The following is a 17,230-nucleotide window of genomic DNA, read 5'->3' as shown; positions in this document are numbered from 1 at the left end:
GCCACGCTCTCGGCCAGCGGCCCGTGCTGCTCGCCGCGCGGCGGCACCCAGCCGGCGCTGCGCTCCTGGGTTGCGCCGCACTCGGCAAACGGCGTCTTGCTCAACGCCTCCTCCAGCACCTGCAGATCGCTTTGCCATCCTTCGGCAATGCGATAAACAATCATGTTTTTGAACATCAAAAACCTTTTCGACTCATCGGCCGGCGCCCTCTCGGCGCCCCGGACCGGACACAAAACACGGGCATGCGCCCAACGTCCACAGCGGCCATTGTGCGCAGCAACTAAAGAACCCGTTCGTAATACTTTACAGACCGGCTGCAAAACCACACGTCGCAGAAACATGGGCACCCCACACTTCAGTCATCCGCTGCCGGATGCCCACACTGGAGCAACACCGAGCGGCCCTTCATCCACTTCGCAAGAAAGGAACCCGGCATGACCCGCTTTCACAAGACGCTCACCAGCGCAGCCATCGCCTCCGCCCTGCTCGCCTCGCTGAGCCTGCCCAGTTTCGCCCAGACCACGGCGCCCGCAGCGCCCGCAGCCCCTGCCGCGGCAACCGCCCAGGCAGCGCCCCAGCACAAGCATGGCCAGGGCAATATGGAAGACAGGCGCGCCGAACGCATGGAGCGCATGCAGCAGCGCATCGCCAAGCTCAAGGCCGACCTGAAGCTGACCCCGGCCCAGGAATCCGCCTGGAGCACCTACGCCGCCGCCATGAAGCCCGGCGAACGCCCTGCCCGCATGGACCGCGAAGCCTTTGCCAAGCTCACGACTCCCCAGCGCATCGACAAGATGCGTGAAATGCGCGAACACCGCAATGCCGAGATGGATCGCCGCGCGCAAGCCACCAAGGCCTTCTATGCCCAGCTGACGGCCGAGCAGCAAAAGACCTTCGATGCCGAAACCCTGCGCATGCACCATGGCCCCCGCCCGCACCATGGACCGCATGGCGGCAAGCCCGGCCACGAACGCCCGGCTGCACCAGCACCGGCTCCTGCCGCCCAATAAGCACAGCTGCGCTGAACGCCAAAGCCCCCGGCCTGCACAGGCCGGGGGCTTTTTTGCTGCTGCAGCTTGCCCCCGCCTCTTCCCCGGGGCTTCCAGGATTCAGCTTTTGCTGACTGCGGTCCCCTGCCCCTGCCGACATCTCCAGCAGGATTTATTACTACAGTGATATACACAGCTTGCCAGAAACCGGCGTTGCCGCAGCGCCATCCCAACCCATCGGGCAGACTGCGAAATTCACGTCATTTAAGGGGCAGTTACCATGCAAAAACGAAAATTTCACGGGGGATATGCGATTGCCGTGCTGGCAATGCTGGCCAGCACAGGCAGTTTTGCACAGAACATACCGGGTAGTTCACAAAACAATCCCGGCATGTACCTGCAGTACGGCGCGGCGGAGCATGGCACGGACAGCTGGACCCTGGGCGCCACCATTCCCTGGAGCCAGTGGAGCTACCGCCTGGGTGGCGGCCTGGTCACCGGCTACTGGGACATCTGGGGCAGCCACTGGTCCGCCAGATACGAAGGCAGCAACCGCTCGACCTGGGTCCTCGGCGCCAAGCCCACGCTGCGCTGGCGCCCCGACCAGGGCCAGTCCCCCTGGTTTGCGGAGGCCGGCATAGGCGTGAGCTACGCCACCAATCGCCGCTACATCACCGACCACAAGGAATTCTCCACGCGCTTCAACTTTGCCACCCATATCGGTGTGGGCTATCTGTTCGGCGAGCAACTGAGGAACGAGGTCAGCCTGCGCCTCGAGCATCTTTCCAACGCAGGCATCAAGGAACCCAATCCGGGAGAGAACTTTCTGCAGCTGCGCTATGTGCGCCATTTCTAGGCCGCCGACTTCGGCCGCCGGGCCGGCCTAGGCAGGCAGGCCACTTCCATACCAGCCACCCGCGACAGGGTGGCTTTTTTTGTCCGCAAGCACCTGTGGAAAAACATGGTGATAAAAAACATGGATCTTTGACGTTTTCCACAAGCCGTGGCCGTTGCCCCAAGTTGTACCCAAAACGAGGACAGCGGCAACAGGCCTTCAGACACATGTTTAACGTAAACATAAGTTATTGATTTTTAATATGATTTATCACTTATCAACACTTAAGTGGGGCACTTACTATTACTACTAATTAAAAAACTAAGTCTAGGAATAACAACCAAGGACGCATTTTTCACAGCCATTCTGCTGCGTTGAATAAAAAAAGCGTTCTCCAGATCACTGGAAAACGCCCGCATGCACGGACACAGACAGCGCCATGCAGGTGTAGAAGAACCTTTTCAATCCTTGTTCACTATAAAAAAGTGAGCTAAAAACTATTGTTTTTCAATGGATTCATGGAGATATCTAGAAAAATTCCTTGTCGTGGAAAACTGTGGACAAGTGCACAAGAAATTTTCACTTGTGCACAGAAAGAACCATTCAGCCAGACTTGTTCATTCCAGCAGGACAGCGGCAAAGCATGTCCATGCACATCGTTATCCTCGAGGAATTTCCTTGATTTTTATATATTTTTTCAAGTTATCAACAGCCTAAAGCGACCTTTACTACTACGACTATTTTTTTATAAAACTTCCAAAGAACAACCGGGGCCAAGTTCGGTCTTCCTTGTTTTTCCGGATCGGCATGAGGGTGTCCTGCTGCGTTTGTCGACATGAACTGCGGAAAAAATCCGGCTCCAGTGGAATACACGCGCCGCTGCAGGGAAAAGTGGCGTAAGATGCGCGGCTCGCTCTTCCGGAGCTGGGGATAAATGCAGCTGGAAAAGCGTTTGAAAGGTAATTTATCCACAGAATGTTCTGCACACCTGTGTGTAAGCAGGGCTGTTCCTAGAGGCCTGTCGGCTGCATCTGGTCCCGCTGTCCCTGGAAAAATCATTCAAAAAATTTCAATGGCTGTTCAACGCCTGGCAAGCGAGGGCGGCTGCGGGGCTCTGCATGAGGAGGCAGCAAGGAAATCGATCCAGCAAACCGTTGTTTTTACTGAATTTTTTGATTCACGGAGAGCGGCCTCAAGCTGGCCGGACGGATGTTCGCCTGCCGCGGCAAGGACAGGCAGCAATACGGCGGACTGTCTTCTGGCAACGAACCGTCCGAAACAGAACCGGTTCAGCAGAGCACGGACATGCAGCGGGAGGCGAAAACGGTGCAAAAAAGCCCATCGGTCCGGCCAACCCGGTTGGGCGATGTTTTCCACAACCCGGCCCGCCGGAAGTGGCCAACTGTGGCGCTGTGTCCCGCTCGGCAGGGCTTAGCGCACGGCCTGGCGCTGAAGGGTGAAGGGCGGCAGGCCCTTGATCAGCTGCTGGCCGTAGCTGGTGGCCACCAGGCGTCGGTCATAGCAGTAGACATGGGCACGGTCTTCCTCCGTGCGTATGGCGCGTCCCACCCACTGGGCCAGCCGTATGGCAGTGGCGGGCACCACCAGCTCGTTGAAGGGGTTGCGGCCGCTGCTGCGCAGCCACTCGGCCCGTGCTTCGCCCACGGGATCGTCGGGCGGGGCGAACGGCAGCTTGGTGATGAACAGGGATTCGCACAGCGCCCCGGGCAGGTCCAGGCCTTCGCCAAAGGACTGCATGCCGAAGATGATGGAAGGCTCCCCGAGCGCGACGGCGTCGCGGTGGCGGGCCAGCAGCGTGGGGCGGGGCAGGGCGGTCTGCACCAGCACCTGCGAGCGCATGGCGGTGGACAAGGCATCCACCGCCTGGCGCATCTGCTCCCTGGAGGTAAACAAGACCAGCGCACCCGCCTGTACGCGGCTCAGATCGGTCAATAGAGCCTCGACCATCTCTTCGGTGAAGCGGGCGGCTTCTCGCGGGTCTGCGGCCGTCTCGCGGGCCACCAGAGTGCCTTGGCGGGCATAGTCGAAGGGGCTGGGGACCTCCAGCGTGGTCACCGAGGCATCGCCGGCCAGGCCGGACTCGCGCAGGAAGAAGTCGAATTGTCCACAGCTGGTCAGTGTGGCCGATGTCAGCACCGCACCGCGCACCTGCGACCACAGATGCTGGCGCAGGGTGGCTCCGGGCTGTATCGGGCTGGCATGGGCCTTGACCACTATGTACTCGCCATCTGTCTCCAACGTGAACCATTTTGCGTTGGGGATGGTTTTTCTGTCGTCATCTTCAGGAGCTTGCTGCAGCAGCAACTGCGTGGTGTCGAAGATGGATTCCAGCCGGGGCGCCAGTGCGCCAACCTGTGCATAGATGGTGGAAAGCCTGCGGGATTCTTCGGGCTTGTCCTTGATTTCGGCTCTCAGCGCCTTGGACACCGCGCGCAAAGCGTCCAGGAAGCGGTCCGCATGATGGGCGATCAGGCCCAGGGGCTCCAGCAGGTCCTCGGGCAGCACGCCGCGGGGAACGCGCACGCGGGCCGGGCCATAGCTGTCCTTCTGGGACTTCAGGGCGTCCCCATAGTGCGCCATCACCAGGCGGGCCAGTTCCTGCAGCTGCTGGCGCAGCTGGCCGGCATGTTGGGGCACGTCGGCCAGTTCCTCCACCTCGGCTACCGTGTTCACGCGCAGGGCGCGGCTGGCCAGCTTGTCGATCCAGGTGAGGCGGCTCAGGTCCATCTCGCCCGCGAACTGGTCCAAGGCCGTGGAGGGCAGGTGGTGGGCCTCATCGAGCACCAGAAGGCAGTTGTCCAGCTCCGGCAGCAGCTTGGAGCCCAGGGACGACAGCAGCAGATCGTGGTTGGCCACGATGACCTGGGCGGCCACAAGGTCCTTGCGGCGCTCGTAGTAGACGCATTGGCTGAATGCCGGGCAGTGCTTGCCCGTGCACGAGGCCGATTCCGCGGCCACGGGACTCCAGGCCTCGGCTTCGGGCGGCGTTTCCAGCATGTCGCGGTCGCCGTTCCAGGCCTGGGTGGCGAGGGCATCGGCCATGGATCTGTAGAACTGGATGCGGGCCTCCAGTTCGTGGCGGGGGCGGGCCGCACGGGCCTGTGCCTCTTCCTCGCCGAACAGGTCGTCCATCTCGTCCTGGGCTTCGCCGGTGCTGGCCAGGCGCTCCAGCTTGAGCTTGCAGACGAAGCGGCCCCGGCCCTTGGCCAAGGCGAACTTGAAGGGCTGGTCGAGCTGCTGGGCCAGGGCGGGCAGATCCTTGTTGACCAGCTGCTCCTGCAGGGCCACGGTGGCCGTGGAAATCAGCACCCGGGTACCACGCGACAAGGCCATGCTGATGGCCGGAATGCTGTACGCCAGCGATTTGCCCACGCCGGTGCCGGCCTGCACGACGGCAATGGAACGCCGGGGTTCGGGATCGCCTTCATCCACTTTTCCGAGCTGGGCCTGGCTCAGAGTCTGGGCGACCTGGGTCGCCATTTTTCGCTGTCCTTCGCGATTGCGGAACCCCGGCATGGCTCCGACCAGCGCATCAAAGGAATTCAGGGCATCCTGAGCCCACTTTTTTTCATGCATTTCAGCGTTTTTCGGCACGCAAAGACGCTGAGCGACTGCGTTTTATAAATATTCTTACAGAGATATGTATCAAATAAGCTGCTTTTCTTATGAAATACAGCTTACAAAACTGGTCGTTCACATTTTTTACAAGCTACAAGGTATCGTCCTATCTTGTCTGCAAGCGGTCCGCTGCCTGTATGTTATCCACCAGATCCCAAGGAGTTGTTCATTGTAATTGTGGATGGCCAGGGCAGCATGCTGTAGTGCTTATCCACATGGTCTGCCCTGCCTTGATGTGTTTGGATGTTGTGCGCAAGTCTGTGGACATGTTTGTTGATGGGTTCTTCAGGTGGTTGTTATCTATTTGTGAATCTTTGGATTTTGGTGTTGCCGATTTTTTTGTTGGGTGAAGATGATGCCCAAGCCTGTGAATAAGTGTCTGTGGTTAGTTGGATGGATCATGAAGCAAGAAGCCGCAGATTTATCCACAGGGTTGTTGTTTCTTGCATTTTTCCGATATGCACTTTTCTGCATGTGCTCATATGGCATGAAGGCGGGACATGGGGACCCCAAATCCTGAAACAAGCCCAATTCATGCATGGAAATGTGCTAGCTGCCATTTTTTCAAATTTTGATTGCTATTTTATTTATAGCTAACTTCTTTTGATATAAATAGAAAAAATGCGACTTTATTGGATTTTTTGGATGAAACGCAAGGCTCGCTCAAACCGTCCCAAAAGTGGTCAGGAAGCGGGTCTGGAACGGTTTTGTATGAAAAATTACGCTTGAGTGGAAGCTGAAGGCAGGCAACTGTCATTTCATACAGTTGATGTTTGCCGTCCGTGCGCCAGAGCGAAAGGGATGCGCGGCTGCGGTACATGCTTGGCCGGCAATCCTTACCAAACGGTAATCAATGCGTCACCCCTGCAGCCAGGGCTCTTTCCTAGCATGGCCCCGTCGCAGGAGTCGACGGCGAGGCCGTTTTTCGCTCCCGCCTGGATGTTTTGGGGCTTGCACAAACAGGGAATGTGTCCAGGGGCGTTCCGAAGCGCGAGCGTCTTGCTTGAGCCTGGGTTGCGCAAGCCGTGTGTTTGAGGGTGAAAGATGAAGCAAAGAATCGCGGTGCTGTCCAATACTGCGCATATACCTGTGTGGTTGGGCAGCGTGGCCCTGGCCGTTTCCGTTCTGCTGGCCGGCTGCAATGACTCCAAGGCCGCCAAGGATGCCGGCGAGCCGGGCAAGCCGGTGGCCCAGCTGCCTAAGGGGATGGTGCAGCTCAAGCCCGAGTCCCTGAAGATGCTGGAGATCGCGCCCGTGGCCGACCCCCAGGGCGTGCAGATGGCCTGGGCGCCTGCGCATGTGGCCTTCGTGGAGGACCGTGTGGCTTCCGTATCGGTGCCGGTGTCGGCGCGCGTGGTCAATGTGAGCGCGCATGTGGGCGACATGGTCAAGGCCGGCGATGTGCTGGCCACCTTGGTCAGCCCCGATGCCCTGCGTGCCCGCTACGAGGTGGCAGCGGCCCGCACGGCCCATGACGTGGCCGCGGTGGAGGCTCAGCGCCACCAGAACATGGTGGACAAGGGCGTGGGCGTCGAGGTGGATCTGCGGGCCGCCCAGGCCAAGCTGCGCGAGACTTCGCAGGAGCTCTCGCGCGCCCAGGGCACGGCAGCGCTGCTGGGCCCGGGCGAGGGCGACCGCATCGTGCTGCGCGCGCCGCGCGCCGGCATCGTGGCCGAGCGCAAGGCCGTCGTGGGGGATGCGGTGGAACCCAGCACCGCGCTGTTCATGGTGGGCGATCCGCAGGCCATGAACATCGTGGCCGAAGTGTTCGAAAGCGACCTGCCCGGCATCCGCCTGGGCAGTCCCGTGCAGGTGGAGATTCCCCAGCTGCCGCGCCCGCTCAAGGGCACGGTGCGCCATCTGGGCGCCACGCTGGACAAGGAGTCGCGCCGTGCCGCGGTGATCGTGGAGCTGGCCGAGCAGAATCCGGCCCTGCGCCCCGGCATGCAGGCGCGCGTGGGCGTGCAGCTGTCCAACCAGCAGGAGATGCTGATTCCCGTCACGGCCGTGCTGATCAAGGACGAAAGCCGCAGCGTGGTCTTCGTGCAGCGCGAGAACAACCAGTTCGAGGCGCGCACCGTGACCCTGGGCCGCCCGGCGCGCGGCATGGTGCCGGTGATCTCGGGCCTCAAGGTAGGCGAGAAGATCGTGGTGCGTGGCGGCCTGCTGCTGGACGGTGCTGCCAGCCAGCTGCTTTAAGCGCAGCGGGAGTCCATAGCCATGCTGCGTTCATTCATTGCGTTTGTCGTGCACAGGCGCCTGGTGGCTCTTTGCGCCACCCTGGCCATTGCGCTGTACGGCATCTATTCGTACCTGCAAACCGCCATCGAAGCCTATCCCGACGTGACCAACGTGCAGGTGGGCGTGATTGCCCAGGCGCCGGGCCTGGCGCCCGAGGAGGTGGAGCGCCAGATCACCCAGCCGCTGGAGCGCGAGCTCAACGGCACGCCGGGGCTGGTCTCGCTGCGTTCGGAAAGCTATTTCGGCCTGTCCATGATCAACCTCGTCTTCAACGACGAGGCCCAGAGCTTCACGGCGCGCGCCCTGGTGGCCCAGCGCCTGCCGCAGGCCGACCTGCCCGACGGCGTCACGCCCGAGATGGCGCCCGACTACACGCCGCTGGGCAAGATCTTCTACTACCGCCTGCAAAGCGACAAGCACACGCTGGCGCAGCTGCGCACGGAGCAGGAATGGCGCGTGGTGCGCGTGCTCAAGCAGGTGCAGGGCGTGGCCGACGTGGTGAGCATCGGCGGCTTCGTCAAGGAATTCCATGTCGAGGTTGACCCTGAAAAACTCTACCGCCTGGGCCTGTCGCTGGACGATGTGAGCGAGGCGCTGGCCAAGTCCAACCGCAACGTGGGCGGCGGTCTGATGCGCCGCGGCGAGCAGTCGCTCATCATCCGCGGCATCGGCCTGCTGCGCACTCCGCAGGAGATGCAGGAAGTGGTGGTGGCCATGCGCGGCAAGGCGCCCGTGACCATCGGCGACGTGGCGCGCGTGGTGCAGTCGCACACGCCGCGCCAGGGCTCGGTGGGCATGGACGAGCATGACGACGTGGTGCAGGGCATCGTGCTGCTCAAGCGCGGCGAGAACCCCTCCGTGGTGCTGGACAACATCCATGCCAAGGTCGAGCAGCTCAACAGCGGCGGCCTGCCCGACGGCATGAAGATGGTCACCAACTTCGACCGCTCCGACCTCGTGGGCCATACGCTCAAGACCGTGCAGCACAACCTGCTGTTCGGCGCCACCCTGATCGTGGGCCTGCTGTGGCTGTTCCTGCGCAGCCTGCGCGGCTCGCTGATCGTGGCCACGGTGATCCCGCTGTCGCTGCTGGTGGCCTTCATCGGCCTGCACTGGCTGGGCATGCCGGCCAACCTGATCTCCATGGGCGCCATCGACTTCGGCATCATGGTGGACGGCGCCGTGGTGCTGGCCGAGAACATCATCCGCAACGCGCGCCACCGCCGGCCACAGACGGCCAACGACATGCGCCACATCATCGTGGACTCGGCCGTGGCCGTGGCCAAGCCCACGCTGTTCGCCATGGCCATCGTGATCGCGGCGCTGATCCCGGTGTTCTCGCTGCAGAGCATCGAGGGCCGCATCTTCCGTCCGCTGGCCATGACCTACAGCTTTGCGCTGCTGGGCGCGCTGGTCTTTGCCATGGGCCTGGTGCCGGCGCTGTGTGCGCTGTTCCTCAAACCTAAGCATGTGATGGTGGAGGAGCCCAAGGTCTTCGAACGCGCCGAGCATGGCTACCAGCACTGGATCGCCGGCGTGCTGGGCGCGGGCCGGAAGCGCTTCGCGGTGATCGCGGCCTTCACCGCCGTGCTGCTGGTCGCGGGCGTTTCCGCCAAGTGGCTGGGCACGGAATTCCTGCCCGAGCTCGACGAGGGTGATGCCTATGTGCTGGTGCAGATGCCGGCTTCCATCTCGCTGGAAAAGGGCCAGGAAGTGCTGCGCGACGTGCGCCTGCGCCTCAAGGTCTTCCCCGAGGTGATCTCGGTCACCACCGAGCAGGGCCGCCCCGAATCCGGCACGGACAACGAGACCCTGAACCTGGCCAAGGTGCTGGTGCGCCTCAAGCCCCATGGCGAATGGCGCAAGGGCCTGGACAAGCCCGCGCTGATCGAGCAGATGCGCGCCACCCTGAGCGAGATTCCCGGCGTGGCCTTCAACTTCGCCCAGCCCATCCGCGACAGCGTGGAGGAATCCACCTCCGGCGCGCGCGGCCAGGTGGTGCTCAAGGTGTTCGGCCCCGAGATTCCCAAGCTGCGCGCCATCCTTGAGCAAACCGTGAGCCTGGTCGGCAAGATCGACGGCGTGGTCGACCTCGGCCTGTACCGCGATGCGCCCGCACCCCAGGTGCATGTGGAGTTCGACCGCCAGGCCCTGGCGCGCCAGGGCATCGCCATGGAAACCGCGCAGAAGAGCCTGGGTGTCGCCCTGGCCGGCAACGTGGCCACCACGCTGTGGGAGGGCGAATTCCCCGTGCCCGTGCGCGTGCGGCTGCCCTATGTGGACCGCATGGACGAGGAGCGCATCCGCAACATCGCCATTCCGCTGCCCGACGGCGGCTCCGTCCCCCTGCATTCCGTGGGCACGGTCAGCATCAAGATCGGCAACTCCTCCATCTTCCGCGAGGGCAATGCGCGCTACATGGCGCTCAAGTTCAACGTGGAAGGGCGCGACATCGGCTCCGTGGTCAAGGACACGCTGGCCACCTTCAAGGCCAATGTGCAGCTGCCCGAGGGCTACCAGGCCGTCTGGGGCGGAGAGTGGGAGAACCAGCAGCGCGCCGCCGCGCGCCTGAAGGTGGTGGTGCCGCTGTCGCTGCTCATCGTCTATGCGCTGCTGTTCGGCGCGCTGGGGCAGGCGCGCAGCGCCGGCATCATCCTGCTGTGCGCGCCGTTCGCCATGGTGGGCGGCATCGCGGCCTTGCACCTGGCGCAGATCGAGCTGTCCATCAGCGCCGCCATCGGCTTCATCGCGCTGCTGGGCCAGGTGGCGCTGGCAGGCCTGCTGGTGATCTCGGCGGTGGAGGAACTGCGCCGCCAGGGCATGCCGCTCATGGAGGCCCTGATTGCGGGCACGGCCGAGCGCATGCGCTCCATCCTGCTGGTGGCGCTGCTGGCGCTGCTGGGCCTGCTGCCCATGGCGCTGTCCACGGGCGTGGGCAGCGAGACGCAAAAGCCCTTTGCCTCGGTGATCGTGGGCGGCATGGTGGTGCTGCCGCTGGTGGCCCTGGTGCTGCTGCCCGTGCTGTATGCCCTGATGGGCCCCAAGAATATGTTGACGCAGGAAGAACGTGATGAACGCGCGCAAGATGAATAAGCGGCCGGCCGCTGCGCCGGTGCTGGCCGTCGCGCTGGCCGCCGCGCTGGGCTGCGGGCAGGCCTGGGCCCAGGCCCAGACTGCAGCGCCCGCCACCCCTGCCGTGCAGCCTGCGCCTGCCAGGACCGTGGCGGCGCCCGTGCAGCCGGTGACGCTGGAGGAATACCTGCGCCTGGTGGTGCAGAACCAGCCCAACCTGGCGGCGGAGCGCCTGCAGATCGGCCTGGCCAAGGCCGACAGCCGCACGGCCGCGGCTTTTCCGAATCCCTCGGTGCACTACAGCCACAAGCGCGACGAGAAGGAATGGGGCATAGAGCAGCCGCTGCCCATCTTTGGCCAGCGCGGCATGCGCATCGAAAACGCACGCAGGGGAGAGATCGCCGCGGCCGCCAATGCGGACGTGGCCACGGCCACCACGCTGAGCGATGCCGCCCATGCGTTCAACGAGCTGCTGATCGCCCAGCAGCGCCTCAAGGTCTGGCAGGGCGCGCAGGATGAACTCAACAAGGCCGGCCGCATCGTCAAGGGCCAGATCGAGGCCGGCACGCGCAGCCGCTACGATGGCGCGCGCCTGAACCTGCAGCAGGCCCAGATGTCCATGCAGGTCAGCAAGGCCCAGGCCGAGCTGGTCGACGCCATGGCCAAGGTCTCGGCCATTGCCGCGCTGCCGCAGTGGCCGGCACGTGCGGCGGGCAGCCTGCAGGCCACGGCCGAAACCATGCAGCCGCGCTACGACCGCCTGTGGGACATGGCGCAGCAGCGCCTGCCCAGCGTGCGCGCGGCCCAGGCCGAACTGGACCAGGCGCGGCACAGGATCGCGCTGGAGCAGCGCGAGGCCCTGCCCACGCCCACGGTGGGCATTGCCCGCATCCGCAACAGCTTCGACGGCAGCTACAACCAGATCGGCGTGAACGTGGAGATCCCGCTGTTCGACCGCCGCCAGGGCCAGATCGACCGCGCCAAGGTGGAGGCCGACCAGGCCGAGCTGCGCCGCGATGCCGCCGTGCTGGCCGCCCAGGGCGAGCTGCAGCGCGCCATGCAGCAGCTGGCTCTGCGCCGCAATGCCGTGCAGGACTACGAGAAGGAAGGGCTGGCGCAGATCGCGCCGCTGCACCAGATGGCGCAGGATGCCTACCAGCTGGGCAAGGGCAGCATCCTGGAGCTGATCGATGCCCTGGGCTCCATCACCGAGCACCGCCTCGAGCACCTGGAGCTGGTCAAGGACATGCTGGACGCCGAATGGGAAGTGCGCCTGGCCAGCGGCGACCTGCCGCAGATCCGGCCCTGATGCGGAGCATGGAGATGGAGGCCGTTCCCACGCCATCTCCCGCAACACCGGCTGCAGAGCAAGTGCAATCCGGTGCGCCGTATAGTGTCTGCCTTTCCCAGGGCAAAGACAGACACCGCATGTACCGCTATCTCATCATCGAAGACGACGCGCTCAATGCGCGCTACATCGCTGAAGGGCTGCGTCAGCAAGGCGCGCATGTCAGCGTCTGCTCCGATGGCGTGCAGGGCATTGCGCAGGCCGTGGGCGAGAACTGGGACGTGATCATCCTGGACCGCATGCTGCCCGGCGGCTTCGACGGGCTGCAGATCCTGCAGACGCTGCGCTCCATGGGCAAGCAGACGCCGGTGCTGGTGCTCAGCGCGCTGTCGGCCACCGACGAGCGCGTGCGCGGCCTCAAGGCCGGCTGCGACGACTACCTGACCAAACCGTTTGCGTTCTCCGAACTCTCGGCCCGCCTCGAAGCCCTGGTGCGGCGCGCGCAGATCCCGGCGCCGGCGCGCGAGATGCGCGTGGCCGACCTGCGCGTCAACCTGATCACGCGCAGCGCCGAGCGCGCCGGCGTGGCGCTGACCCTGCAGCCGCGCGAATTCCGCCTGCTGGCCTTTCTCATGCAGCATGCGCACCAGATCGTGACGCGCACCATGCTGCTGGAATCGGTCTGGGACTACCGGTTCGATCCGCAGACCAACGTGATCGACGTGCACATCAGCCGCCTGCGCAGCAAGGTGGACAAGGGCTTCGAGCCGGCGCTGATCCACACGGTGCGCGGCGTGGGCTACAGCCTCTCCGACAGACCGCAGGACTTGCCCGAGGTGGCGTGATGGCGCTGGCCAAACCCTGGAGCTCGCTGGCATTCCGGCTGGCGCTGAGCTACGGCGGCCTCATGGTGCTGACCATGTGCATCGTGCTGTCGGTGTTCTACGTGCAGACCGTGGGCGTGGTGCGCGCACGGCTGGACAAGCAGGCGGAAATCCACCTGCGCCGCCTCATGGAGCACTCGATCAAATACGGCCCGGCCGCGCTGGAAAACGAGATCAACCAGACGCTGCGCGACGGCGTGGACACCGATACGGAAATCATCATTCTGATGCACTCCGATGGCACGCCCATCGTCGGCAATGCCGACCTGCTGCGCACCCGGCGCCTGACCACCATGGGCGTGCGCGAGCTCAAGGTCATGCGCAACGGCAAGGTGGTGACCGGCCGCGTGGGCGTGGCCGAGCTGCCCAACGGCGACCTGCTGGCCGTGGGCAGCGACATGCAGCTGCAGCGCGACATGGAAGACCTGTTCGGCCAGGCCAGCCTGCTGGCCGCGCTGGCGGCCCTGGCCATGGCCGTGGTGGGGGCGCTGGTGTTCCGCCGCGTGGTGGACGAGCGCGCCGTGGACATCCGCAGCACCATGGCCCGCGTGGCCGCCGGCGACCTGCGCCAGCGCATTCCCACCAGCGGGCGCGAGGACGAGTTCACGCTGCTCAACAAGGACATCAACACCATGCTCGACCGCCTCGAGCAGCTGATGGAAGGCATACGCCACGTCTCCAACACCATTGCGCATAACCTGCGCACGCCGCTCACGCGCATCCTGCTGCGGCTGCGCAACGCCCAGCAGGCGCCGGTGGCCGAGCAGTCGGCTACGCTGGCCGCCGTGGCGCAGGAGGTGGCCGAACTCGGCGTGGTGTTCGACAAGCTGCTGCAGATCGCCGAGGTGGAAAGCGGCGCCAGCCGCAAGAACTTCGCGCCGGTGGACCTCAAGGCCCTGCTGATCGACGTGCTGGAGTTCTACCAGCCCCTGGTGGAAGACAGCGGCGGCATCATGCAGCTGGACACCCAGGGCGAGCCCGTGGCCCTGGGCGACGGCGATCTGATCGCCAGCGCCGTGGCCAACCTGGTGGACAACGCCATCAAGTACGGCGCCGTCCCCCACAGCGAGCATGGCTGCGACGTTCTGCTGCATGCCGGCATGGCGCACGAGCACGGCGCCGAAGGCGGTGCCTGGGGCGTGGAGATCACCGTGCAGGACAAGGGGCAGGGCGTGGACCCGCAGACCATGGAGCACATGACCACGCGCTTTTACCGCGCGGACTCGGACCGGCAGGGCTACGGGCTGGGCCTGGCCAGCGTGCTGGCCATCGTGCAGCTGCATGGCGGCAGGCTCAGCTTTCACAACCTGCATCCCGGGCTCATGGCCCGCATCTGGCTGCCGGCGCTGGCGGACTGATCCGCCTGGATCAATCCGTTTTCAGCGCATCCCTGCGCACCATGCGGATGGCATCGAAGGGGCAGCGCACCGCGCACAGCGCGCAGCCCGTGCAGCCGGGCGCATCGTGCAGCACCGAGCGCTTGGGGCCGAAGCGGTCCGTGCCCTGTACCTGCAGCGACAGCACATGGGGTGGGCAGACGCCCACGCACCAGCCGCAGCCGGTGCAGCGCCGGGTATCGACTTCGGGCAGGGCCTTGCGCGGGGCGTGCATGGGATGCGGGCGCGTGTTGGGTTCAGCGGCGCTGCAGCGCGTTGGCGCCGTAGGCGCAGAATCCCGGCTTGGGGCTCTTTTTCTGCGGGTGCAGGCGGCAGGTCTCGGGGCGCTTGTCGTACACCGTGCAGCGCCGCGTCTTCTCGTCCAGGAAATTGCAGTCGCCGCTGGCGCGCCGCGCCATGGTGAAGATATTGTGCTTGGGGTTGTAGTGGTCGATCAGCCGGGCCTTGAGCAGCCGCCGGGCGATCAGCTTGGGGTCCACGTTCTCCACCTCGAAGGGGTCGACCAGCTCCAGTCTGACAAGGTCCGACAGCTGCACTTCCAGCGGCATGGTGCAGCAGTTGGCCGCGCAGCTGTCGCACAGGCCGCTTCGGTACTTGCTCCAGGTCTCGAGCCGGTCTACATCGACGATGCGGATGGAGGATTTCATTCGGGGTTTCGGGTCGGCGCATCAACAAGAAAGCGATGCTGCCACGAGACGGCCACGCCTGCCCGCCGCGGCCGCCATGTGCAGGCCGCGGCCAGGGAATTCGGGGCTGGGCGCCGCAGCGGTGCACGCCCTACACTGGACGATTGATTGATCATCACAGGAGACGGATCTTGGCTACCCCACTCACGCTGTACTACGCTGCCGGCACCTGCGCGCAGGCCGTGCTCATCGCGCTGCATGAAGCCGGCGCGCAATTCACGCTCAAGACGCTTAGCTTTGCCGACAACCAGCAGCGCAGCCCCGAATACCTGGCCATCAACCCCAAGGGCCGCGTGCCCGCGCTGGTCACAGAGCGCGGCGTGCTGACCGAGGTTCCCGCGCTGTTGCTGTACGTGGCGCAGACCCATCCCCAGGCCAATCTGGCGCCGCTTCATGATCCCTTCGCGCTGGCGCAAATGCAGGAGTTCAATGCCTACCTGGCATCCACCGTGCACATCGCCCATGCCCACCGCCCGCGCGCCTCGCGCTGGGCCGACGACGAAGCCGCCCAGGCCGGCATGCGCGCCAAGGTGCCGCAGAACATGCGCGACTGCTTTGCCGTGATCGAGCAGCACTACCTGGGCGACAAGACCTGGGTGATGGGCGAGCAGTTCACCGTGGCCGACGGCTATCTGTACACCGTCGCCGGCTGGCTCCAGGGCGACGGCGTGGACATCGCCGAGTTTCCGCGCGTGGCGGCGCACTTCGAGCGGGTGAAGGCGAGGGAGTCGGTGCGGAAGCTGGGGTGATTGCCTGGCAAATGGTCCGTTCAGCGCCGCAGCGGGCCGAACTTTGTCGGCACCCAGGCGTAGGCATTGCCCTCGCGGCGCGCATGGCCGATGCCCTGGAACGGCAGGGGCGCGCTCCTCATCGCCAACCACCACCCATTGCCATCCCCATGCATCTGCTTGCGGCCTCGGCATGTCCACTGAACGGATGCCTCGTCTTCCGCTGCCAGTGGGGCGTCGGCCAGTGCTTGCTGGCTGTGCAGGAAGTCAGAGATAGCAAGGGCCATGGCAAGAATGGAGTACGGTGTAGGCCAAGAAATAAAAAAAAACGGCCACCTGTGGGTGGCCGTGTGGGGTTTTGCAGATGTCCGTTTGTTCAGAGACTTGTAGGTTCTCATTGAACGTGCGAATCGTTGGTACGTGTGACAGCGCGCTTTGCATGAGTTGTGAGAAAAGTGATGGTGTTCATTCTCAGAATGGTGCAAATATCCTATTCGAGGGCTGTACACCATATGGTTTCGCTAGCGCTCCACTGACGAATTCTATGGTGCTAGAAGTCTCCGTCACTAGCAAAGATCGGGCTCAACAGAGTGTTCCGAGACGGAGAGTACCGGAAGCCTTGTGCTGCGAGCGATCGCAACTCTTCTTCCTGCCAGTCCTGTTTCACTAGATCTCTAATGATCGCGTCTGTGAGGTCGATCGCGTCGTCCTAGTCTATGACCTTGGCGAACTTGCCCTCAAATGAGAGGGCTTGGTCGATCAGCTTTTGTACGCCTTCCAAAGGATAGCCGCCGACCGCTTGAGCTGCAATGCGACGATCGATAGGGGTCAGCATCATGAAGGGGCTTGCAAGTTCGTACGTTGCATCCCAGCTTATTTCGAGAACTTGGTGCGTTTCAGTGATCTTCGGTTCATTCACTTGCCCGCGCCACATCAGGCATAAGCTGAGATCTTCCTCTGGACTCAGGAGCCAAGCATCCCCTAACCCTGTCGAAAAAAGGATGAAGGGGCCAACTTGCACTTCCGGACCGGTCATGACGACTCTGATCTCGCCCGCTTGCTCCGCACGAACAATGTTCTCACACTCTGCCAGCAGTACCTGGCCGCCGTGTTTGGCGGCAGTGTTGCGCTGGCACTGAATAACATGGTGCCAATGATCGTAGCCAGCACCCCGAGCCACTCGATCTAGCAATTCGGTGTGCTTACCACCGCGCTTGCGCTGTAGCTTCTTGGCTTCAAGCTTGAGTTGTTCAACGCGTGGGTTGAACGTAGGGATGAATCGCATCTCAGATTCCTTGTCTGTATGCGAATCGAAGGTGCTCACTGCCCCGATCCGCTTACAGGGAATCAGGATGGTGTTCTTCAAGAGAACTGAATCGACCAGGGTTTTGTAGATAGTTCAAAGCCTCCTATTTCCGTTCCAATAGGAGTCCTTATGAGCAGTCAACGTTACCCCGAAGAGTTCAGGGTT

At 63.4% G+C, this 17,230-nt stretch carries 15 protein-coding genes; 8 read left to right on the top strand and 7 right to left on the bottom strand.

Annotated features, from left to right (window positions below):
• Positions 1–176 (bottom strand): recombination-associated protein RdgC (rdgC, locus tag V8Z74_RS25030; RefSeq protein ID WP_349712034.1); only part of this gene is annotated, 176 nt, incomplete at its 3' end.
• 258 nt (positions 177–434) lie between these two features.
• On the opposite strand from rdgC, the gene V8Z74_RS25025 reads away from it, so the two are divergent.
• Together V8Z74_RS25025 and V8Z74_RS25020 are read left to right on the top strand one after the other, a co-directional pair.
• Complete coding sequence (locus tag V8Z74_RS25025; protein ID WP_349712032.1) at positions 435–1,010, top strand: Spy/CpxP family protein refolding chaperone; 576 nt, start codon at positions 435–437, stop codon at positions 1,008–1,010.
• A 370-nt stretch (positions 1,011–1,380) separates the two neighbouring features.
• Positions 1,381–1,845: an acyloxyacyl hydrolase gene (locus V8Z74_RS25020; RefSeq protein ID WP_245633313.1), complete on the top strand. Its 465-nt coding sequence runs from the start codon at positions 1,381–1,383 to the stop codon at positions 1,843–1,845.
• A 1,410-nt stretch (positions 1,846–3,255) separates the two neighbouring features.
• Here the strand turns inward: V8Z74_RS25020 and dinG are convergent.
• Together dinG and V8Z74_RS25010 are read right to left on the bottom strand one after the other, a co-directional pair.
• Complete coding sequence (gene dinG, locus V8Z74_RS25015) at positions 3,256–5,421, bottom strand: ATP-dependent DNA helicase DinG (protein WP_349712030.1); 2,166 nt, start codon at positions 5,419–5,421, stop codon at positions 3,256–3,258.
• Positions 5,422–6,046: 625 nt separating this feature from the next.
• Positions 6,047–6,283, bottom strand: a complete 237-nt coding sequence (locus V8Z74_RS25010) for a hypothetical protein (RefSeq protein ID WP_349712028.1) — start codon at positions 6,281–6,283, stop codon at positions 6,047–6,049.
• Positions 6,284–6,507: 224 nt separating this feature from the next.
• Between V8Z74_RS25010 and V8Z74_RS25005 the strand changes: the two genes are divergently transcribed.
• The 5 genes from V8Z74_RS25005 to V8Z74_RS24985 all read left to right on the top strand — a co-directional run bounded on the left by V8Z74_RS25005 (position 6,508) and on the right by V8Z74_RS24985 (position 14,306).
• Complete coding sequence (locus tag V8Z74_RS25005) at positions 6,508–7,662, top strand: efflux RND transporter periplasmic adaptor subunit (RefSeq protein WP_349712026.1); 1,155 nt, start codon at positions 6,508–6,510, stop codon at positions 7,660–7,662.
• Positions 7,663–7,683: 21 nt separating this feature from the next.
• Complete coding sequence (locus V8Z74_RS25000; protein ID WP_349712024.1) at positions 7,684–10,797, top strand: efflux RND transporter permease subunit; 3,114 nt, start codon at positions 7,684–7,686, stop codon at positions 10,795–10,797.
• Complete coding sequence (locus V8Z74_RS24995; RefSeq protein ID WP_349712022.1) at positions 10,775–12,085, top strand: TolC family protein; 1,311 nt, start codon at positions 10,775–10,777, stop codon at positions 12,083–12,085. The genes V8Z74_RS25000 and V8Z74_RS24995 overlap by 23 nt, the downstream gene beginning before the upstream one ends.
• A gap of 119 nt (positions 12,086–12,204) precedes the next feature.
• Positions 12,205–12,909, top strand: a complete 705-nt coding sequence (locus tag V8Z74_RS24990) for a response regulator transcription factor (protein WP_066474474.1) — start codon at positions 12,205–12,207, stop codon at positions 12,907–12,909.
• Complete coding sequence (locus tag V8Z74_RS24985) at positions 12,909–14,306, top strand: sensor histidine kinase (protein ID WP_066474472.1); 1,398 nt, start codon at positions 12,909–12,911, stop codon at positions 14,304–14,306. The genes V8Z74_RS24990 and V8Z74_RS24985 overlap by 1 nt, the downstream gene beginning before the upstream one ends.
• A gap of 10 nt (positions 14,307–14,316) precedes the next feature.
• Here V8Z74_RS24985 and V8Z74_RS24980 read toward each other — a convergent pair whose 3' ends face one another.
• Both V8Z74_RS24980 and V8Z74_RS24975 read right to left on the bottom strand, forming a co-directional pair.
• A complete protein-coding gene (locus V8Z74_RS24980; RefSeq protein ID WP_349712020.1) occupies positions 14,317–14,559 on the bottom strand; it encodes an ATP-binding protein in 243 nt (80 codons plus the stop codon).
• 22 nt (positions 14,560–14,581) lie between these two features.
• Entirely contained in the window at positions 14,582–14,992 is a 411-nt protein-coding gene (locus V8Z74_RS24975) for a YkgJ family cysteine cluster protein (RefSeq protein WP_349712018.1), read from the bottom strand.
• Between the two features lie 170 nt (positions 14,993–15,162).
• Between V8Z74_RS24975 and V8Z74_RS24970 the strand changes: the two genes are divergently transcribed.
• Entirely contained in the window at positions 15,163–15,780 is a 618-nt protein-coding gene (locus V8Z74_RS24970; protein WP_349712016.1) for a glutathione S-transferase family protein, read from the top strand.
• A gap of 20 nt (positions 15,781–15,800) precedes the next feature.
• Here the strand turns inward: V8Z74_RS24970 and V8Z74_RS24965 are convergent, their stop codons facing one another.
• Both V8Z74_RS24965 and V8Z74_RS24960 read right to left on the bottom strand, forming a co-directional pair.
• Positions 15,801–16,157, bottom strand: a complete 357-nt coding sequence (locus V8Z74_RS24965; RefSeq protein WP_349712014.1) for a hypothetical protein — start codon at positions 16,155–16,157, stop codon at positions 15,801–15,803.
• A gap of 311 nt (positions 16,158–16,468) precedes the next feature.
• Positions 16,469–17,125, bottom strand: a complete 657-nt coding sequence (locus tag V8Z74_RS24960) for a hypothetical protein (protein ID WP_349712012.1) — start codon at positions 17,123–17,125, stop codon at positions 16,469–16,471.
• Between the last annotated feature and the right edge of the window lie 105 nt (positions 17,126–17,230).

Source organism: Comamonas sp. w2-DMI (assembly GCF_040187735.1).
In the GTDB taxonomy this organism is placed as follows: domain Bacteria; phylum Pseudomonadota; class Gammaproteobacteria; order Burkholderiales; family Burkholderiaceae_C; genus Comamonas; species Comamonas terrae.
The sequence above is the reverse complement of the archived record's forward strand: the minus strand, read 5'-3'. Positions and strand labels throughout refer to the sequence as shown.

Coding starts and splice junctions, on each gene's coding strand:
- V8Z74_RS25025 (WP_349712032.1), top strand. CDS start 435: ATGACCCGCTTTCACAAGACGCTCACCAGCGCAGCCATCGCCTCCGCC.
- V8Z74_RS25020 (WP_245633313.1), top strand. CDS start 1,381: ATGTACCTGCAGTACGGCGCGGCGGAGCATGGCACGGACAGCTGGACC.
- dinG (WP_349712030.1), bottom strand. CDS start 5,421: ATGCATGAAAAAAAGTGGGCTCAGGATGCCCTGAATTCCTTTGATGCG.
- V8Z74_RS25010 (WP_349712028.1), bottom strand. CDS start 6,283: ATGTACCGCAGCCGCGCATCCCTTTCGCTCTGGCGCACGGACGGCAAA.
- V8Z74_RS25005 (WP_349712026.1), top strand. CDS start 6,508: ATGAAGCAAAGAATCGCGGTGCTGTCCAATACTGCGCATATACCTGTG.
- V8Z74_RS25000 (WP_349712024.1), top strand. CDS start 7,684: ATGCTGCGTTCATTCATTGCGTTTGTCGTGCACAGGCGCCTGGTGGCT.
- V8Z74_RS24995 (WP_349712022.1), top strand. CDS start 10,775: ATGAACGCGCGCAAGATGAATAAGCGGCCGGCCGCTGCGCCGGTGCTG.
- V8Z74_RS24990 (WP_066474474.1), top strand. CDS start 12,205: ATGTACCGCTATCTCATCATCGAAGACGACGCGCTCAATGCGCGCTAC.
- V8Z74_RS24985 (WP_066474472.1), top strand. CDS start 12,909: ATGGCGCTGGCCAAACCCTGGAGCTCGCTGGCATTCCGGCTGGCGCTG.
- V8Z74_RS24980 (WP_349712020.1), bottom strand. CDS start 14,559: ATGCACGCCCCGCGCAAGGCCCTGCCCGAAGTCGATACCCGGCGCTGC.
- V8Z74_RS24975 (WP_349712018.1), bottom strand. CDS start 14,992: ATGAAATCCTCCATCCGCATCGTCGATGTAGACCGGCTCGAGACCTGG.
- V8Z74_RS24965 (WP_349712014.1), bottom strand. CDS start 16,157: ATGAGAACCTACAAGTCTCTGAACAAACGGACATCTGCAAAACCCCAC.